This is a genomic window from Pseudomonas sp. NY8896 (assembly GCF_039634505.1).
In genome coordinates this window covers 2576551-2592135 of the sequence record NZ_CP132350.1, presented here as the reverse complement: position 1 = coordinate 2592135, position 15585 = coordinate 2576551, and the positions used below count along the sequence as shown (strand labels likewise).

General features: G+C 62.8%; 15 protein-coding genes. 6 read left to right on the top strand and 9 right to left on the bottom strand.

Annotated elements, in window-relative coordinates; translation table 11 throughout:
• Positions 1-46: 46 nt before the first annotated feature.
• From Q9451_RS11630 to Q9451_RS11605, 6 genes are all read right to left on the bottom strand, one after another.
• Positions 47-901 carry an alpha/beta hydrolase gene (locus tag Q9451_RS11630; RefSeq protein ID WP_012273331.1) on the bottom strand — a complete coding sequence of 285 codons (855 nt, stop codon included), beginning with the start codon at positions 899-901 and terminating at the stop codon, positions 47-49.
• The gene (locus Q9451_RS11625; protein ID WP_012273332.1) at positions 898-1686 is read right to left on the bottom strand and encodes an alpha/beta hydrolase; all 789 of its coding nucleotides are present in this window, start codon (positions 1684-1686) and stop codon (positions 898-900) included. The genes Q9451_RS11630 and Q9451_RS11625 overlap by 4 nt, the downstream gene beginning before the upstream one ends.
• 92 nt (positions 1687-1778) lie before the next feature.
• Positions 1779-2153: a hypothetical protein gene (locus tag Q9451_RS11620; protein ID WP_041166758.1), complete on the bottom strand. Its 375-nt coding sequence runs from the start codon at positions 2151-2153 to the stop codon at positions 1779-1781.
• A gap of 129 nt (positions 2154-2282) precedes the next feature.
• Positions 2283-2741 carry a phosphohistidine phosphatase SixA gene (gene sixA / locus Q9451_RS11615; protein ID WP_012273334.1) on the bottom strand — a complete coding sequence of 153 codons (459 nt, stop codon included), beginning with the start codon at positions 2739-2741 and terminating at the stop codon, positions 2283-2285.
• Positions 2738-3085, bottom strand: coding sequence for a DUF4389 domain-containing protein (locus tag Q9451_RS11610; RefSeq protein ID WP_012273335.1), 348 nt, complete (start codon positions 3083-3085; stop codon positions 2738-2740). The genes sixA and Q9451_RS11610 overlap by 4 nt, the downstream gene beginning before the upstream one ends.
• Before the next feature lie 36 nt (positions 3086-3121).
• Positions 3122-4147 (bottom strand): NAD(P)H-dependent glycerol-3-phosphate dehydrogenase, encoded by a 1026-nt coding sequence (locus Q9451_RS11605; protein WP_012273336.1) that lies wholly within the window; start codon positions 4145-4147, stop codon positions 3122-3124.
• A gap of 115 nt (positions 4148-4262) precedes the next feature.
• Here Q9451_RS11605 and Q9451_RS11600 point away from each other — a divergent pair, with 115 nt between their 5' ends.
• From Q9451_RS11600 to fabB, 5 genes are all read left to right on the top strand, one after another.
• Positions 4263-6410: a TonB-dependent receptor gene (locus Q9451_RS11600; RefSeq protein WP_012273337.1), complete on the top strand. Its 2148-nt coding sequence runs from the start codon at positions 4263-4265 to the stop codon at positions 6408-6410.
• Complete coding sequence (locus tag Q9451_RS11595) at positions 6410-7300, top strand: ABC transporter substrate-binding protein (RefSeq protein ID WP_012273338.1); 891 nt, start codon at positions 6410-6412, stop codon at positions 7298-7300. Before Q9451_RS11600 ends, Q9451_RS11595 begins: the two co-directional genes overlap by 1 nt.
• Positions 7297-9228, top strand: a complete 1932-nt coding sequence (locus tag Q9451_RS11590; protein ID WP_012273339.1) for an ATP-binding protein — start codon at positions 7297-7299, stop codon at positions 9226-9228. Before Q9451_RS11595 ends, Q9451_RS11590 begins: the two co-directional genes overlap by 4 nt.
• A 207-nt stretch (positions 9229-9435) precedes the next feature.
• Positions 9436-9951 carry a 3-hydroxyacyl-[acyl-carrier-protein] dehydratase FabA gene (gene fabA, locus Q9451_RS11585; protein ID WP_012273340.1) on the top strand — a complete coding sequence of 172 codons (516 nt, stop codon included), beginning with the start codon at positions 9436-9438 and terminating at the stop codon, positions 9949-9951.
• A gap of 11 nt (positions 9952-9962) precedes the next feature.
• Positions 9963-11183 (top strand): beta-ketoacyl-ACP synthase I, encoded by a 1221-nt coding sequence (fabB, locus tag Q9451_RS11580; RefSeq protein ID WP_012273341.1) that lies wholly within the window; start codon positions 9963-9965, stop codon positions 11181-11183.
• 67 nt (positions 11184-11250) lie between these two features.
• On the opposite strand, the gene Q9451_RS11575 is transcribed toward fabB, so the two are convergent.
• Positions 11251-12255, bottom strand: a complete 1005-nt coding sequence (locus Q9451_RS11575; RefSeq protein ID WP_012273342.1) for an amidohydrolase family protein — start codon at positions 12253-12255, stop codon at positions 11251-11253.
• 117 nt (positions 12256-12372) lie between these two features.
• Here Q9451_RS11575 and Q9451_RS11570 point away from each other — a divergent pair, with 117 nt between their 5' ends.
• The gene (locus Q9451_RS11570) at positions 12373-13236 is read left to right on the top strand and encodes a pirin family protein (RefSeq protein ID WP_012273343.1); all 864 of its coding nucleotides are present in this window, start codon (positions 12373-12375) and stop codon (positions 13234-13236) included.
• A 32-nt stretch (positions 13237-13268) separates the two neighbouring features.
• On the opposite strand, the gene Q9451_RS11565 is transcribed toward Q9451_RS11570, so the two are convergent.
• Both Q9451_RS11565 and ltrA read right to left on the bottom strand, forming a co-directional pair.
• Positions 13269-13994 carry a dienelactone hydrolase family protein gene (locus Q9451_RS11565; RefSeq protein ID WP_012273344.1) on the bottom strand — a complete coding sequence of 242 codons (726 nt, stop codon included), beginning with the start codon at positions 13992-13994 and terminating at the stop codon, positions 13269-13271.
• A gap of 89 nt (positions 13995-14083) precedes the next feature.
• Positions 14084-15505, bottom strand: coding sequence for a group II intron reverse transcriptase/maturase (gene ltrA, locus Q9451_RS11560; RefSeq protein ID WP_024718247.1), 1422 nt, complete (start codon positions 15503-15505; stop codon positions 14084-14086).
• Between the last annotated feature and the right edge of the window lie 80 nt (positions 15506-15585).

The following is a 15585-nucleotide window of genomic DNA, read 5'->3' as shown; positions in this document are numbered from 1 at the left end:
GTCTCCCTGTTCAACCCGCCAAGCCTCGACACTTGTCCGGTGCAAGTCAAGCAAAGCCAAAGAAGCGATTGATACAGTCTGCGACAAGGGCCGCGCCCTGCTCATCGTTCAGGTGCAGGTGATGGCCGCCGGGCAGCGTCACCTGCTCAAAGGGTAGCTGCTCCAGTAGCGCCGTGTGGCGCGCCAGCATGCCGTCGGCAGCCACCAGCAACTGCGCCGGGCAGCTCACCCGACGCACATGGGCCATGGCCTGTGCTTCACTCAGGCGCACCGGTGATGGCAGTGTCAGGCGGCTGTCGCTACGCCAGCTGTAGCCACCGGGCACCGGCATAAGGCCACGCTGGGCCAGCAGCTCGGCCGCCTCACGGCTGACCGCGACCATGCCTTTCATCCGGGCATGCACACCATCCTCCAGTGTCGCGTACACCGACTTGCGCTTGCCATCCAGCCGCAACTGGGCCTGCAGTGCCATCCCCAAGCGCTCGCCTGCATCCTGCTCGGCGCCGGTCGGGGGGATGACACCGTCGATCAACGCCAGGTGGCTGACCCGGTCGGGCAAGGCACCGGCCAGTTGTACCGAAATGATTGCGCCAAGCGAATGGCCCAGCAGGGCGAAACGCTGCCAACCCAACTGCTCGGCAACGCGCAGCACATCATGGGCATAGTCGGCCAGGGCGTAACCGGCGCCAAGCGGGCGGTGCTCCGAGTAACCGTGCCCGGCCAGGTCCAGGGCGACGATGCGCAGCCCTTTCAGTCGCGGCGCCAGGCGGGCGAAGCTATTGGCGTTGTCCAACCAGCCATGCAAGGCAATCACTGGCAGCCCGTCTTCAGGGCCGAACAAGTGCGCAGCCAGTTCGATATGGCCCAGGCTCAGGCGGATTTCCTCGACCTGTGCGCTCATGCCTGGCTCCAGCGGTCAAACAGCCCCTTGATCAGGCTGGCGGTGTCGGCCGGGCGCTCCAGCGGGAACATGTGCCCACCCGGTACGCTGTGGTATTCACCTTTGAGCATGCCGCGCACTGCCAGGGTATGGTGGCGGCGAATGACATTGCTACGGTCGCCACGCACCATGGCCAGCGGCACCTGCAACTGCCGTGCGGGGGCCGGGCTGGTATGAGGGATGCTGCGGTAGATGCTGATTTCCGTAGCCGGGTCGAAGCGCAACTGCAGGCCCTGCTCCACGGCCTGCAGGCCGTGCTCTACATAAGCGTCGAGGCAGTCGGGATCGAAATGGCGGAACAGTGACTTGCGGGCGAAATAGTCCCGGGCGCTGTCACGGTCCTTGAAGGTTTCGCGGCGCCCCAAGGTGCGCCCGGCGGGGGTGATTCGGTCGATGAAGCCCAAGCGCTTGGCCGTGCGCAGCAGCCACTGGTCGGCACGAGTGAGCACGGGGGAATCGAGCATCACCACCCCACGGTAGTACTCGGGGCAGCGCAAGGCGGCGTGCAGGTGCAGCACCCCACCCAGCGAATGGCCGACGCCCCAGATGGGCTGATCCTGTTGCGCCAGGTGATGCAACAGCTCATCGACCAGGCTTTGCCAGTTTTCGTCCACCGGAAAACGCGGATCATGCGCGTGCTGGGCCAGGTGCTGCACCTGATAGTCCGGCGCCAGCGCTGCGAACAGCTTGCCGTAGGTGGCCGAGGGGAAACCATTGGCATGGGCGAAGAAGATCTGCTGCGACATGGCGCCAGGTCCGCACGGGAGTGATGGCCTATTGTCGGCATCCCGGTGCGGTTCGGCAATGTCCGTAAAGGTCATCGGCGAGGGCTATCAGGTCATGCCGAGCGGTCGAAGCTGCTCAGCGAACGGCGCAGGCAGGCTTGCATGTAGGCCAGTTGGCTCTCCAGCGCTTCGCGGGCCAGGCGCTGGTCGTGATAGTCCAGTTGCAGCCGGCGCAAGGCCAGGCAACTGGTTTGCAACAGGTGGGAGACACGTATACAGGCGTCCTGCAGGGCGCGCAGGTCCAGCTCGCTTTGCTGCCTGACAGCAGGTTCCAGTTCGAGGTTGCCGTTTACCGTGTGCATCAGGTGGTAAAGCTTGGCGTCGGCCGATTCGCGCAGCAGGCTGTATTGCGCGAAATCCAGCGAAGTACCCTGATCAACCTGGTCTATGGTGGGTTGCAGGTCCAGGGAGCTCAATAGCTCCCGCATCACACCGCTCATTCGCTGCTCCCTGCCTGATTGACTTTGAGCAACGCTAGCAAGAGGCCATAAAGCGCGGCAACTGGCAAAAATACCAGTTGCCTTCTTGATGGCCAGGGCCACCGTGCAACACCAAGCTCAACCCGGTGAGTTGATCGCCCGAAGCGTCATGAGCCCAGCCAGTGGCCAATCCCCTTCCAGCTCCGCCAGGCTGGCAGTGCTCATGGCTGCCGGCTGCTGCTTGTGACCATGCTCCAGCACTCCGACCAAGGTGCCCACCAACGGCTGGTGGCTGACCAGCAGTACATGCTCAAGCCCCAGGCGTTCGAGCTCGCCGATGACCTGCTGCACATCACTCTCGGGCGTCAGCCAAGGCACGGTGCGCACCGGCTCGGCGAAGCCCAGGGTGTCATGCACCAGCACCGCCGTCTGCTGTGCGCGCACGTAAGGGCTGGCGATGATGGCCTGCAACGGTTGCCCCAGCAGGCGAGCGGCGCTGTGCAGCACCTGCTCGCGGCCATGGGCGGTCAGCCGACGCTCGGCATCGGTATTGGCCCGTGGCTCCGCTTCCCCGTGGCGCAGCACCCACAGTTTCACAGCTTGGGTTCCTCGTCACGCACCGGGTGTGGGGCCGGGGCCACGGCATGGGCGGCTTCACCTTCGGGCGAACGCGGGGCCGGCCAGTCCGCGAACGGCCAGGGCTTCTGGTCGCTGTGGAAGCTGCCAAAACGGCCGATTTGCGCCAGGTACTGGCTCAAGCTATCGCCGAAGTTCATCAGGCTGGCACTGGGCGCGCCGTACACCAGACGGTAGATCAGCTGGACCAGCACCAGGCCACCCAGCAGCAGTTCGGCCAGTTGCCAGACCACCAGGAACACCAGCATCCACAGGACCCGCAGGATGATCGACTCGCGCTGGGCGCGTTCGGGCGTATCGTTCATGTGTTGCTCCTTGCTTGTGTCAGAGCCACCAAGGGCTCAGTTGAAACCGCTGATGGAAATGAAGTCGACATCGGTTTTGGGCTCGGCACGCATCAGGTGCTCGATCACTTGGTTCAAGGTGCGCCCTTCGAACAGAATGGCATGCAGGCCAGCCACCAGCGGCATGTACACCTGCACTTCCTGAGCCTTGGCCTTGAGCACCTTTAGCGTGTTGACCCCTTCGGCCACTTCGCCCAGGCGGTTGACCGCCTCTTCCAGGCTGTGCCCCTCGCCCAGCGCGTAGCCAACCTGATAGTTGCGGCTCTTGGGCGAGGAGCAGGTGACGATCAGGTCACCGACACCGGCCAGGCCGAGGAAGGTCATGGGGTTGGCACCTTGGCTGACAGCAAAGCGCGTCATTTCAGCCAAGGCCCGAGTAATCAGCATGCTCTTGGTGTTCTCGCCCATCCCCAAGGCCACGGCCATGCCGGCAATGATCGCGTAGACGTTCTTCAGCGCCCCGCCCAGTTCGACGCCAAAACGGTCGGCACTGGCGTAGACGCGGAAGGTACGCCCGTGCAGCACGGCCTGCACCTGCTGGCACAGCTTTTCGTCTTCACTGGCCACCACTGTGGCAGTCAGTGCGTGTTCGGCGATCTCGCGCGACAGGTTGGGCCCCGACAACACGCCAATACGCGCCTGGGGGGCGATTTCTTCAAGTATCTGGCTCATCAGTTTGAAGCTTTGCGCTTCGATGCCTTTGGTCAGGCTGACCAGGCCCTTGCCGCGCAGCAACTCGGCATGCGGTGCCAGCACGCTGCGCAACGCGCTCGATGGCAGGGCCACGAAGACCAACTCGCTGGCCTGCAGGGTAGCGAGCAGGTCGTTGACCGGTTCGACGCCATCGTGCAGGCGGATGCCCTTGAGGTAGCGCGGATTCTCGCGATTGACGCGCATGGCCTCGGCCTGCGCCGGGTCGCGCATCCATTGGCGCACTGGCACACCGTTTTCCGCCAGCAGGTTCGCCACGGCGGTGCCGAAGCTGCCGCCTCCCAGAACTGCAACAGGTTGCTGTTCAGTCATATCCAATCCGTTAAAGCCAAAAGTTAAGTGGCGACCCCGCCATTATACGGCTCGCCTGCTACAGAACCAGTACAGGTAACCCAGATCACTGGCAAATACGCCAAGGTCAGTTACCATGCCTGTTTCAACTCTGATACAAGGCTGCTCCGTGTTCCCTGGCACGCCCCCGTACCCGCGCCTGCTCATACTGACTGCCCTGCTCGGTGGCCCAGCCGTGGCCGACGACCTGTTCATCGACACGTCCGACCTGCCACAGGTTCTGACCGCCACACGCCTGAAACAATCCCCGGCGGCGGTCCCGGGCAGCATGACGGTCCTCGACAGCGAGCTGATCCGCGCCAGCGGTGCCCGTGACATCCCTGAGCTGCTGCGCCTGGTACCCGGCATGATGATCGGCTACGGTGCCGGCAACCAGCCCACGGTCAACTACCACGGCAGCAACGTCAACGACGCACGCCGCATGCAGGTTTTGATCGATGGCCGCTCGGTGTACCGCGCAGGCCTGGCCACGGTGGACTGGAGCGACATTCCCCTGGCCATGGAGGATATCGAGCGCATCGAGGTGTTCCGCGGCCCAAACACCGTCAGCTACGGCGCCAACGCCCTGATGGCGGTGGTGAACATCCTCACCCGCAACCCCGCCGACAGCCATGGCACGCGGCTGAAGGTGACCCGCGGCCAGGATGGCATCAACGATTTCTACGCCAGCCACGGCTTTGGCTGGGACGGCGGTGACATGCGCCTGTCGGTGTCGGGCCAGCAAGACGACGGCTTCGATGAAAACCAGTTCGGCCAGGACTACCGCGACAGCCGCCGCCTGACCCGCTTCAACCTCAGTGCCAGCCACAACCTGGCGGTTGACCAGACCCTGGAATGGCAACTGGCGGCAAAGGAAGGTAGCAACCAGCGGCCTTATACCTATCAGCCGGTGTTCGCCAAGTACGAGGCAGGCAACAACGCAGACGTCAATGCCAAGGACTATGCCGGCTCGTTGCGCTGGACCAAGGATTTCAGCTCCGAGCACAGCCTCTATATTCAGGGTTCGGCGCAGCATTTCGATCGCCAGCAGGTATGGCGCGCCTGTGATGCCTTGGAATCGTTCAGCGCCGAACTGACCCAGCTCTGGCAAATGAACCCCGACTTTGCCGAAAAAGTAGCGCGCGGTGTCGCCCTGGGCGACCTGCCAACGACCAGCGACCCGGTGTTGAGTGCCCTCTCGAACAAAGTGCAGGAGCAATGGAAGGCCGGCGGCAACCAGCCGGTCTGCGGCGATGTCGACCAGAGCACCCGCGAAACCCGCTACGACCTGGAGATCCAGGATACCCTGAGCCTGACCGACAGCCTTCGCCTGCTCAGTGGCATGAACTACCGCTATGACCGTGCCGACTCGCAGACCTACTTCAACGGCAGCCTCGACGACCAGACCTGGCGCCTGTTTGGCCAGCTGGAGTGGCGCGCCGACGAGCACTGGATCCTTCAGGGCGGGGCCATGTTCGAAGACTCGCGCCTGTCTGGCAGCTCGCTGACGCCACGCGTCGCGGTCAACTACCTGATCACCCCACGCCATGGCCTGCGTGCGGTGTATTCTGAGGCAGTGCGCTCGCCCGACATGTTCGAGAACAACGTCAACTGGAGCTACACGGTCAAGAACCTCAGCACCAACGCGTTCGGCCAGCAGCACGGTGAATACTTCGTCAAGACCCGTGGCCCCGGCGACCTCGACCAGGAACGCATGCGCTCGCGCGAGCTGGGCTACAACGGCTTTTTCAGCGACATTGGCTTGAACATGGATGTGAAGCTGTTCTACGACGAGATCACCGGCATGATCAGTGAACCGCTGAAGAACAACCAGTACATCGCCAGCAACGCCAACAAGGCCCGGTTCAGCGGCAGCGAGGCACAATTGGATTGGCGCCCGACCCTGCGCGACCGCCTGCGCCTGACCTACGCCTACGTCGATGCCTGGGCCAGCAACCCCGACGACCGCCGCCTCAGCGCCCACAACAGCGGCTCGGCCGGGTGGATGCGCGAATGGGGTGCCGGCTGGTCGAGTGCACTGTTCTACTACGGCGACGATGCTCTCAACCAGTACCGCTATGAACGCCTGGACCTACGCCTGGCCAAGCGCTTTCGAGTGGATGGCAGCAACCTGGAGCTGGCAGCGCTGTGGCAGCAGCGCCTGGACGACGAGCCAACCACGGCAGTCCAGAACCGCTTCGACAGCCGCCACCGCCTGAGCGTCAGCGCGGAGCTGGAGTTCTGATGGCCCTGTTGCTGCGCCTGTTGCTGCTGTGCCTGTGGCCGCTGGGGCCACTGTCGGCCAGTGAAATCCTGCTGGTGGGGGCTGAGGACCAGCCCGGTATCCGCAGTTTCGTCGCCGCGCTGGAAAGCCGTCGGCCCCACGATCATGTGCATTTCCAGACCACAGCCGACCTGCCGCGCCCGAGCAAGCTCAAAGCCGACCAGCGTTTGATCCTGCTCGACAGCTCCGCACTGGAGTGGCGGCTGGGCGAAACCGCCGGCCCACCGGCCCTGGCCATGCGGGTCAGCCGGGTACAGGCTGAACAGCGCCTGGGAAAGTCGCGCCCCGCGTTTCTCACCTTGCTGTGGAGTGACGCGCCGTTGGGCCGGCAATTGCGCCTGACGCGCTACCTGCTGCCGCAGGCCCAGCGCATTGGGGTGTTGTACGGTGAGCACAGCAGTTTTCTGCTCGACGAGTTGCGCCATGCCGCACGCCCCCTGGGCCTGGAGATCATCGCCCAGGACTGGTCCGACCCGCGTGACAGCCGGCCGCTGCAGCATCTGCTGGGTAGCAGCGATGTGCTGCTGGGCCTGGACGACCCCAACCTGTACAACTCCAAGACCGCGAAGAACCTGCTGCTGAGCAGCTACGGTCGACAGATGGCCCTGATCGGGCCGAACGCCGGTTTTGTTCGCGCCGGCGCCCTGGCCAGCACCTACAGCGATCAGGACGACTGGCTGGCGGAGCTCGACCAGTTGCTCGATCAGCCGCCTGCGCGCTGGCCGCGCAGCCTGTACCCGACACGCTATGGCGTCAGTGGCAACCAGCAGGTGGCCCGCGCCCTGGGCCTTGAACCGATCGATCCGAACGCCGCCGCCAAGGCCCTGGCCGCAGGAGACCCCACCCCATGACCAAGCGCTTGAGCTGGGACATTCATACCCGCACCCAGATCATCAGCCTCGGCCCTGCCCTGCTGCTGACCTTGCTGTTGATCAGCTTCTTTACCTTCGTGCGTATCCAGGACCTGCGCCAGGAACTCAACCACACCGGGCAACTGATCGCCAACCAGTTGGCACCGGCGTCGGAGTACGGGGTGATTTCGGGCAACAACGAAGTACTTGAAGGGCTGATGCGCGCCACCCTCAGCATCCCGCATGTGCGTTTTCTGGAAGTGCAGGACAGCCGCAACCACATCCTCGTGTACGTGGAGCAGTCCGACGAAAGCGCCAACCGCGCACAACAGGTAGAAGTGTTCCAGGCGCCCATCCGCCTGCAACAGATCCGCCTGGACAACGATTTCCTGCAACAGGGCAAGGCCACCACCCCGGCCATTGGTGACGACTACCTGGGCCGGGTGATAGTCGGCATGTCCGATGATGCCTTCAGCCAGCGGCAACAGGAAATCGTGATCAAGGCCGGTATCCTTGCACTGTTCGCCCTGCTGTTCACCTTTTTGCTGGCTCGCCGCCTGGCCCTGAGCCTGGCCAAGCCGATCAGCGACATGGGGCATGCGGTCAAGGCCATTCAGCAGGGCGAGTACAACACCCCCTTGCCGGTGGTGGACGACAGCGAACTGGGCCACCTGGCGCGTCACATCAACAACCTGGCCAGCGCCCTGGAACAGGCCAGCGATGAACAGAAGCAGGCCATTGCCGAATTGATCCAGGCTCGCGAGGAGGCTGAACAGGCCAACCGCGCGAAATCGGACTTCCTGGCCATGATGAGCCATGAACTGCGCACACCGATGAATGGCGTGCTAGGCATGCTGCAGTTGCTGGAAACCACACCGCTGAGCAGCGAGCAGGCCGATTACACGGCAGTGGCCAGCGAGTCCACCGGGCATTTGCTGAAGGTCATCAACGACATCCTCGACTTTTCGCGTATCGAGCGCGCCGCGCTGCAACTGGAGCACATCGACTTCAATCTCGGCGAGTTGATCACCAGCAGTGTCCAGTCGTTCCAGCACAGCGCCCAGCAGCGCGGCCTGGGCCTGCACCTGGAACTGCCGGCCGGCTTCGAGCAACTGCAGGTGAACGGCGACCCCACGCGCATCCGCCAGATCCTGCTGAACCTGATAGGCAACGCCCTGAAATTCACAGAACGCGGGCAGGTACAGGTCGAAGCACGTTGGCAGGTACTCGATCGGCAACTGATCTGGCTGACCTGCAGCGTGCGCGACACCGGCATCGGCATCGACAGCGACCGCCTGGAAATGATGTTCATCGCTTTCCAGCAGGCCGACAGCTCGATTTCCCGCCGTTATGGCGGCACCGGGCTGGGGCTTTCGATCGCCCGCACCTTGGCCGAGCGCATGGGCGGCAAGCTGCGCGGTGAAAGCCGTGAGGGCCTGGGGTCGACTTTCACCCTGGAAATGCCACTGGCCCTCGCCACCCCTGCCCCCGTCCCACTGAAGCCGCCCACCACTGCGCCAACGATAGTGCCCGACAATGATCAGGTACTGCTGGTAGAGGACAACCCGGTCAACCAAAGCGTCATCGAGGCCATGCTGCGCAGCCTGGGGCTTGCGGTATGCACGGCCGAGGATGGCCTTGAGGCGGTCGACCTGGTTGGCCAGCAGCGCTTCGCCGCCGTGCTGATGGATTGCCGCCTGCCACACCTGGACGGCTATGAAGCCACCCGGCGCATCCGCCAGTTGCCCAACGGCGCCGGGCTACCGATCATCGCCCTGACCGCCAACGCCTTGCAGGGCGACCGCGAGCGTTGCATGGCCGCTGGCATGGACGACTACCTGAGCAAACCCTTGCGCCGCACCGAACTGCAGCGGGTGCTGCAGCGCTGGTTACCCGGTCGGACAACCGCGACTGGCGATAAATGCTAAAGTGCGGCAGTCTTAAACACTGGACAGGACCTTCATCGGACCTGAAAATAGACGTTTCAGTGCACACCTGTACTTCTTTCGGCAGGTGCGCTGTGACTTTCACCACAACGCAATAGTCTACCTGTAGGCTGCCGTCTCGAAGCCATTGGTTTTCGGGCCGGCCGGGAAGATTCATCCCCTGCCACAGGGGGTTATTGAGGAGCTCGCATGACCAAACAACACGCCTTTACTCGGGAAGACCTGCTGCGCTGCAGTCGCGGTGAGCTGTTCGGCCCAGGTAATGCGCAACTGCCCGCGCCGAACATGCTGATGGTCGATCGCATCACCCATATCAGCGAAGAAGGCGGCAAGTACGGCAAAGGTGAATTGGTCGCCGAGCTGGATATCACCCCGGACCTGTGGTTCTTCGCCTGCCATTTCGAAGGCGATCCGGTCATGCCGGGCTGCCTGGGCCTTGACGCCATGTGGCAACTGGTCGGCTTCTTCCTGGGCTGGCAGGGTCTGCCAGGCCGTGGCCGCGCGCTGGGTTCGGGCGAAGTGAAGTTCTTTGGCCAGGTATTGCCTAGCGCCAAGAAAGTCACCTACAACATTCACATCAAGCGCGTCCTGAAGGGCAAGCTGAACATGGCCATCGCCGATGGCTCGGTCAGCGTCGACGGCCGCGAGATCTACACTGCCGAAGGCCTGCGGGTCGGCGTGTTCACCTCCACTGACAATTTCTAAGGGTTATTCGCATGCGCCGCGTCGTTATCACTGGTCTGGGCATCGTATCGTGCCTGGGCAATGACAAAGAGACCGTCACCGAAAACCTGCGTAACAGCCGTCCGGGTATCCGTTTCAACCCGGAATACAAGGAAATGGGGCTGCGCAGCCAGGTTTCCGGGTCCATCGACCTCAACCTCGAAGAACTGATCGACCGCAAGGTCTACCGCTTCGTCGGCCACGCCGCGGCCTACGCCTATCTGGCGATGCAGGACGCGATCAAGGACGCTGGCCTGACCGAAGAGCAGGTTTCCAACCCGCGTACTGGCCTGGTGGCTGGCTCCGGCGGCGCCTCGACCCTGAACCAGATGGAAGCGCTGGACACCCTGCGCGAGAAAGGCGTCAAGCGCGTCGGCCCGTACCGCGTTACCCGCACCATGGGCAGCACCGTTTCGGCGTGCCTGGCCACTCCGTTCAAGATCAAGGGCCTGAACTACTCGATCTCGTCGGCCTGCGCCACTTCGGCACACTGCATCGGCACCGCCCTGGAGCAGATCCAGTGGGGCAAGCAAGACATCGTCTTCGCCGGTGGTGGTGAAGAAGAGCACTGGAGCCAGTCGTTCCTGTTCGATGCCATGGGCGCCCTGTCGACCAAACGCAACGAAACCCCGGAACTGGCTTCGCGCGCCTATGACGCCGACCGTGATGGCTTCGTCATCGCAGGTGGCGGCGGCATGGTGGTGGTCGAGGAGCTGGAACACGCCCTGGCCCGTGGCGCCAAGATCTACGCCGAAATCGTTGGCTACGGTGCAACTTCCGACGGCTATGACATGGTTGCCCCGAGCGGCGAAGGTGCCATCCGCTGCATGCAGCAGGCGCTGGCTACCGTCGACACCCCGATCGACTACCTGAACACCCACGGTACTTCGACTCCGGTCGGTGACGTGGCCGAGATCAAAGGTGTTCGCGCCGTGTTCGGCGACAAGGCACCGAAGATCAGCTCGACCAAGAGCCTGTCGGGCCACTCGCTGGGCGCCGCCGGCGTGCACGAGGCGATCTACTGCCTGCTGATGATGGAAAACAACTTCATCGCCGGCTCCGCCAACATCGATGAGCTGGACCCAGAGGTCGCCGACCTGCCAATCCTGCGTAACACCGAAGAAAACGCCAAGATCGACACGGTCATGAGCAACAGCTTCGGCTTCGGTGGCACAAACGCCACCCTGGTGCTCAAGCGCTGGGAAGGCAAGTAAGACGCTAATGCGGTAAATGAAAACGCCCCGACTGGTTCGGGGCGTTTTTATTTTTAACCTGTCGCACTTATTTCTGCCTGGGCAGTACAGCCAGAAAGTTATCGCGGGCCACTTTGTTGGCCACCTCTATCGGCAAGGCATCCAGAAACGGCTTGAACCCGTGCATCTGCTCACCCAGGCTGCCAAACCGCCCCACCACATCCGACCCCAGCATGAACCGCTCTGGATAGCGCTCGACCAGCGCCAGCCATTCCTTGCGCGGCACGCCTTTGTCATCCAGCAGATAAGGCTGCAGCACACTCCACGACAGGTCGACATACAAGTTCGGGTAGTCCTCCAGCAATCGCGTGAGCACCGGCAACAGAAAACCCATCTGCGTCTGGTGCCGGTGTATCTCCATGCTGCTGCCCGCATGCGCCCAGATGAACCGTGTATGCGGGTGATTGCGCAGTGGCTCTTCAATCTCCGCCAGGTACAGCGGGTTGCGCTCGCGCTTGGAGGTGATGTTGGAATGCAGGAGCACCGGCAGGTCACGCTCGGCCGCCAGATGGTAGATACGCGTCATGGCCTCGTTGTTGGCACGCGGTGTGTCGCCACTGGTCAGCGCGGTCAGGTCATCGTGGCGGGTGAACACCTCGCCAATGCCCTGCCATAACCCCGGGTTCATTTCGAGCATACGCTCGATGTGGCTGACAGCGTTCTTGTCCACCGGGTTGAAGCCGGTCAAAAACGGATGAAAGCGTTTTCGTTGCTCAATCGGCAACTGCTCCAGCGCCGCTGCCACATAGGTGTCGGTGGCGCTGTACCAATAGGCATCGGCGTCGTCACCGGCGTAATAGCGTGGGCGCTTGGGTTCGTCTTCGTGCCATTTCTTGGCCACTGGAATGCCGGCAATCATCGACTGCTCGATGCCTGCGGCGTCCATGGCCTTGAGCAACGCCGGCATGCCTTCGCTTTCCTGAAAGAAGTCGACGTAGTGCAGGTGGGCGTCGCTGTAGCGGTAGTCGCGCGCGTGTGCCGCCTGGCAAAGCGAGGCAGACAACATTACGCAGGCCAGCGCTCTGGCAATCATGGGCTGCTTCCTTCTACAAATACGAAAACAGTAGACCGGCCGGCAAACGAGACGGTTCAGCCGAAGCGGGCAAACCGCTATGCTGGGTGCACACCCACCTCGCCTGGAACACACCCCATGAGCAGCCCCCTGATCATCCGCCCGCGCGCCGAATCGGTCGAGGGCCAGCCGATCCTGCGCCCGCTGCCTTCGGCCCAGTGCCGCAGCGTCGGCCCGTTCGTGTTCTTCGACCATATGCTCGAAACCGACTATGCCCCCGGGCATGGCATGGACATCCGCCAACACCCGCATATCGGCTTGTCGACCCTGACCTACCTGTTTGAAGGGGCGATCCTGCACAAGGACAGCCTCGGCTCGGCACAGCGTGTGCTGCCGGGTGATGTCAGCTGGATGACCGCAGGCAGCGGCGTGGCCCACGTCGAGCGCACCCCAGAAGATGCCCTGGCCCATGGCTCGCGCCTGCATGGGCTGCAGGTATGGCTGGCATCGCCGCGCGAGCATGAGCAAGGCCCGGCAAGCTACAGCCATCACCCGGCCGCGAGCCTGCCCGTCAGTGACAGCCTGGGGGTGCGCATCTGCATGATTGCAGGCAGCGGGTTCTGCCTGGAGTCACCGGTACCGGTGCTCTCCCCTACCCTTTATGCCCATGTACGGATGCAGCCGGCAACCACCTTGCCGATACCCACCGAGCATGCGCAGCGAGCACTGTACCTGCTGGATGGCGAGTTGCAGATGAACGACGCGGACGTGGAGCCGTGCAGCCTGGTGGTACTGCCAGAGGGCGAAGACGTGACACTGTACGCGGAGGGTGAGTGCCAGCTGGTGCTGATTGGCGGGGAGCCGCTGGATGGTCCACGGCGGATGAACTGGAACTTCGTGGCCAGTGACCCGGAGCTGATCGAGCAGGCCAGGGCACGCTGGGCGGCGAGGGATTGGCCAGTGGTGCCCGGGGAAACCTCCAGGATCGAGCTGCCACGGTAATGTTGGGGGCCGCGTTACGGCCCCCTGCGATCTCAACGCTGGAACACTTCCGTCAGCAGGTTATGCATCGACCGGAACGCCCGCTCCGAGGTACGGCGGTCGTACTGCATCTTACCCGGCACATTGGCATTCGGGTCGGTGAACGAGTGCACTGCCCCGCCATAGCTCAGCAACTGCCAGTCCACCTTGGCGGCGTTCATCTCGTCCTCGAACGCCGGCAGCTGCTCTTTCGGCACCAATGGGTCGGCAGCGCCATGCAGCACCAGCACCGAGCCCTTGATGCGCTTGGCATCCTCCGGGTTCGGCGTGTCCAGGGTGCCGTGGAACGACACCGCCGCACGCAGGTCGGCGCCGGTACGCGCCAGCTCCAGCGCACAGCAGCCACCGAAGCAAAAGCCGAAGGTTGCGACCTTGCCCGGCTCCAGTAGCGCCTTCGACTGCCCCAGCAACTGCGCCAGGGCTTCCTGCATGCGCTTGCGCAGCTCGCTGCGATCATTCTTCAACGGCATCATCGCCGCACCCGCCTCGTCGGCGTTGGACGGGCGCACCGATTGACCGTACAGGTCGGCAATCAACACCACGTAGCCCTTCTCGGCCACTTCCTTGGCGATACGCTCGGCGCCTTCACCAATGCCCATCCAGTTCGGCGCCATCACCAGGCCGGGCTTCGGCAGCGCACCTGGCTCATAGACCAGGCGGCTTTCATAGGTTTTGCCGGACAGGTGATAAACCAACGATTCGACGATTACCTTGCTCATCAAGCACTCCTTAGCTCAATCGAGTAGGAGGCGGCTTCACAGCCGCCGTCCTCTCACACCACCGTGCGTACGGTTCCGTACACGGCGGTTCAGGTTATACGGCTAAGCCGGTTTATCGTATCCAGTATCGAGACCAGTCCGAACCTATCCCATAGCCTCTTCGGTAGCGCCTGATTCACATGAGATGCTCCCGAGTTCCACCACGGGCCTCGGCCATTAAAGGCCGATTTACAGGCACGTTCTTCGCTCAGGCCCAGGCGCATCAGGTTGCGCGCCCTCGTTGAGGGCCGTTTCCATTGACGCCAGATGACGCAGCGAAGTTTATGCCTGACCCAACCATCCAATTTCTCAAGTGGGCGTTTGCTCTGGCTGAGCTTGAAGTAGCCAGCCCAGCCTCGCAGGACAGGGTTGATTCGCTCAATGACAGTCGCCACTTTGCGGGCCCTTACACTGCGTAGCAATATTCTGAGTCGGTCGCGTAAGCGCCCCAGGCTCATCGTTGCCACACGCAGCCTTGGTTGCTGGTGCCTGCTCATCCCGTAACCCAAGTAGTCACACTTCCAAGCCCCTGCTACTTGGCTCTTCTTCCGGTTCACCGTCAGTTTCAAACGATGGCACAGGAAGCGCTCGATACTGGCCAACACCCGCTCGCCCGCCCGAGGACTGCGCACATAAATGTTCGCATCATCGGCGTAGCGCACGAAGCGATGACCCCGCCGTTCCAATTCGCGGTCGAGCTCATCCAGAAGGATATTCGACAGCAACGGCGAGAGTGGGCCGCCTTGCGGTGTCCCCTCTTGCCGTTGGCTGACGATACCGCCCGACATGGCCCCAGCTTCAAGGTAGCGGCGGATGAGCCTAAGCACTCGCTTGTCTTCGACGCGACGCTGCAAGCAGGCCATCAGGATGTCGTGGTTGACCCGATCAAAGAACTTTTCCAGATCAAGCTCCACGCACCAGCGATGCCCCGCCGCCACATGGGAGCGGGCCAGTTCAACGGCTTGGTGAGCGCTTTTGCCCGGACGAAAACCGTAGCTGTAGTCCGAAAACAGCGGATCGAAGAGTAGCGTGAGTTGTTGCTGTAATGCTTGCTGGATCAGGCGATCCACGACGGTGGGGATTCCCAGTTGCCGTGTGCCGCCCTGCGGCTTGGGAATTTCAACCGCTCGCACTGCTTGGGGATGGTATTCACCGGCCAGCAACCTGGCCTTGAGGGTTGGCCAATACTGTTTCACGTAGCCCGCCAAGTCAGCGACCGTCATGCCATCGGCACCCGGAGCCCCCTTGTTGCTAACCACGCGTTGATACGCACGCCTGAGGTTGGCCGGTGCAAGCACCCGCTCCATCAGCGTGTCCGGCTCCGCGTTCGTCCACGTCGCTGACGCCGCCGGCACCTTTGCACTGTCAGGCATCACCCTCGGCTTCTGGCCGGGATTCGGAGTGACAGATTCCGTTGTAGGAAATTTCTGCATTACGGCTACCAACGAGACAGTGACGCCTACTGGCGGCATAACCTGTTCGGCCCTTGGTGGCGCGGTTAACCGCCACTTACTACGGCCTCGGCTGACTTCTGCACGCTCGTCCCGTCGCC

What these genes read in the sequence shown, in the direction of transcription:
- Q9451_RS11630 (WP_012273331.1), bottom strand. Translation starts at nt 901, where the DNA reads ATGAGCGCACAGGTCGAGGAAATCCGCCTGAGCCTGGGCCATATCGAA.
- Q9451_RS11625 (WP_012273332.1), bottom strand. Translation starts at nt 1,686, where the DNA reads ATGTCGCAGCAGATCTTCTTCGCCCATGCCAATGGTTTCCCCTCGGCC.
- Q9451_RS11620 (WP_041166758.1), bottom strand. Translation starts at nt 2,153, where the DNA reads ATGCGGGAGCTATTGAGCTCCCTGGACCTGCAACCCACCATAGACCAG.
- Q9451_RS11610 (WP_012273335.1), bottom strand. Translation starts at nt 3,085, where the DNA reads ATGAACGATACGCCCGAACGCGCCCAGCGCGAGTCGATCATCCTGCGG.
- Q9451_RS11605 (WP_012273336.1), bottom strand. Translation starts at nt 4,147, where the DNA reads ATGACTGAACAGCAACCTGTTGCAGTTCTGGGAGGCGGCAGCTTCGGC.
- Q9451_RS11600 (WP_012273337.1), top strand. Translation starts at nt 4,263, where the DNA reads ATGCCTGTTTCAACTCTGATACAAGGCTGCTCCGTGTTCCCTGGCACG.
- Q9451_RS11595 (WP_012273338.1), top strand. Translation starts at nt 6,410, where the DNA reads ATGGCCCTGTTGCTGCGCCTGTTGCTGCTGTGCCTGTGGCCGCTGGGG.
- Q9451_RS11590 (WP_012273339.1), top strand. Translation starts at nt 7,297, where the DNA reads ATGACCAAGCGCTTGAGCTGGGACATTCATACCCGCACCCAGATCATC.
- fabA (WP_012273340.1), top strand. Translation starts at nt 9,436, where the DNA reads ATGACCAAACAACACGCCTTTACTCGGGAAGACCTGCTGCGCTGCAGT.
- fabB (WP_012273341.1), top strand. Translation starts at nt 9,963, where the DNA reads ATGCGCCGCGTCGTTATCACTGGTCTGGGCATCGTATCGTGCCTGGGC.
- Q9451_RS11575 (WP_012273342.1), bottom strand. Translation starts at nt 12,255, where the DNA reads ATGATTGCCAGAGCGCTGGCCTGCGTAATGTTGTCTGCCTCGCTTTGC.
- Q9451_RS11570 (WP_012273343.1), top strand. Translation starts at nt 12,373, where the DNA reads ATGAGCAGCCCCCTGATCATCCGCCCGCGCGCCGAATCGGTCGAGGGC.
- Q9451_RS11565 (WP_012273344.1), bottom strand. Translation starts at nt 13,994, where the DNA reads ATGAGCAAGGTAATCGTCGAATCGTTGGTTTATCACCTGTCCGGCAAA.
- ltrA (WP_024718247.1), bottom strand. Translation starts at nt 15,505, where the DNA reads ATGCCGCCAGTAGGCGTCACTGTCTCGTTGGTAGCCGTAATGCAGAAA.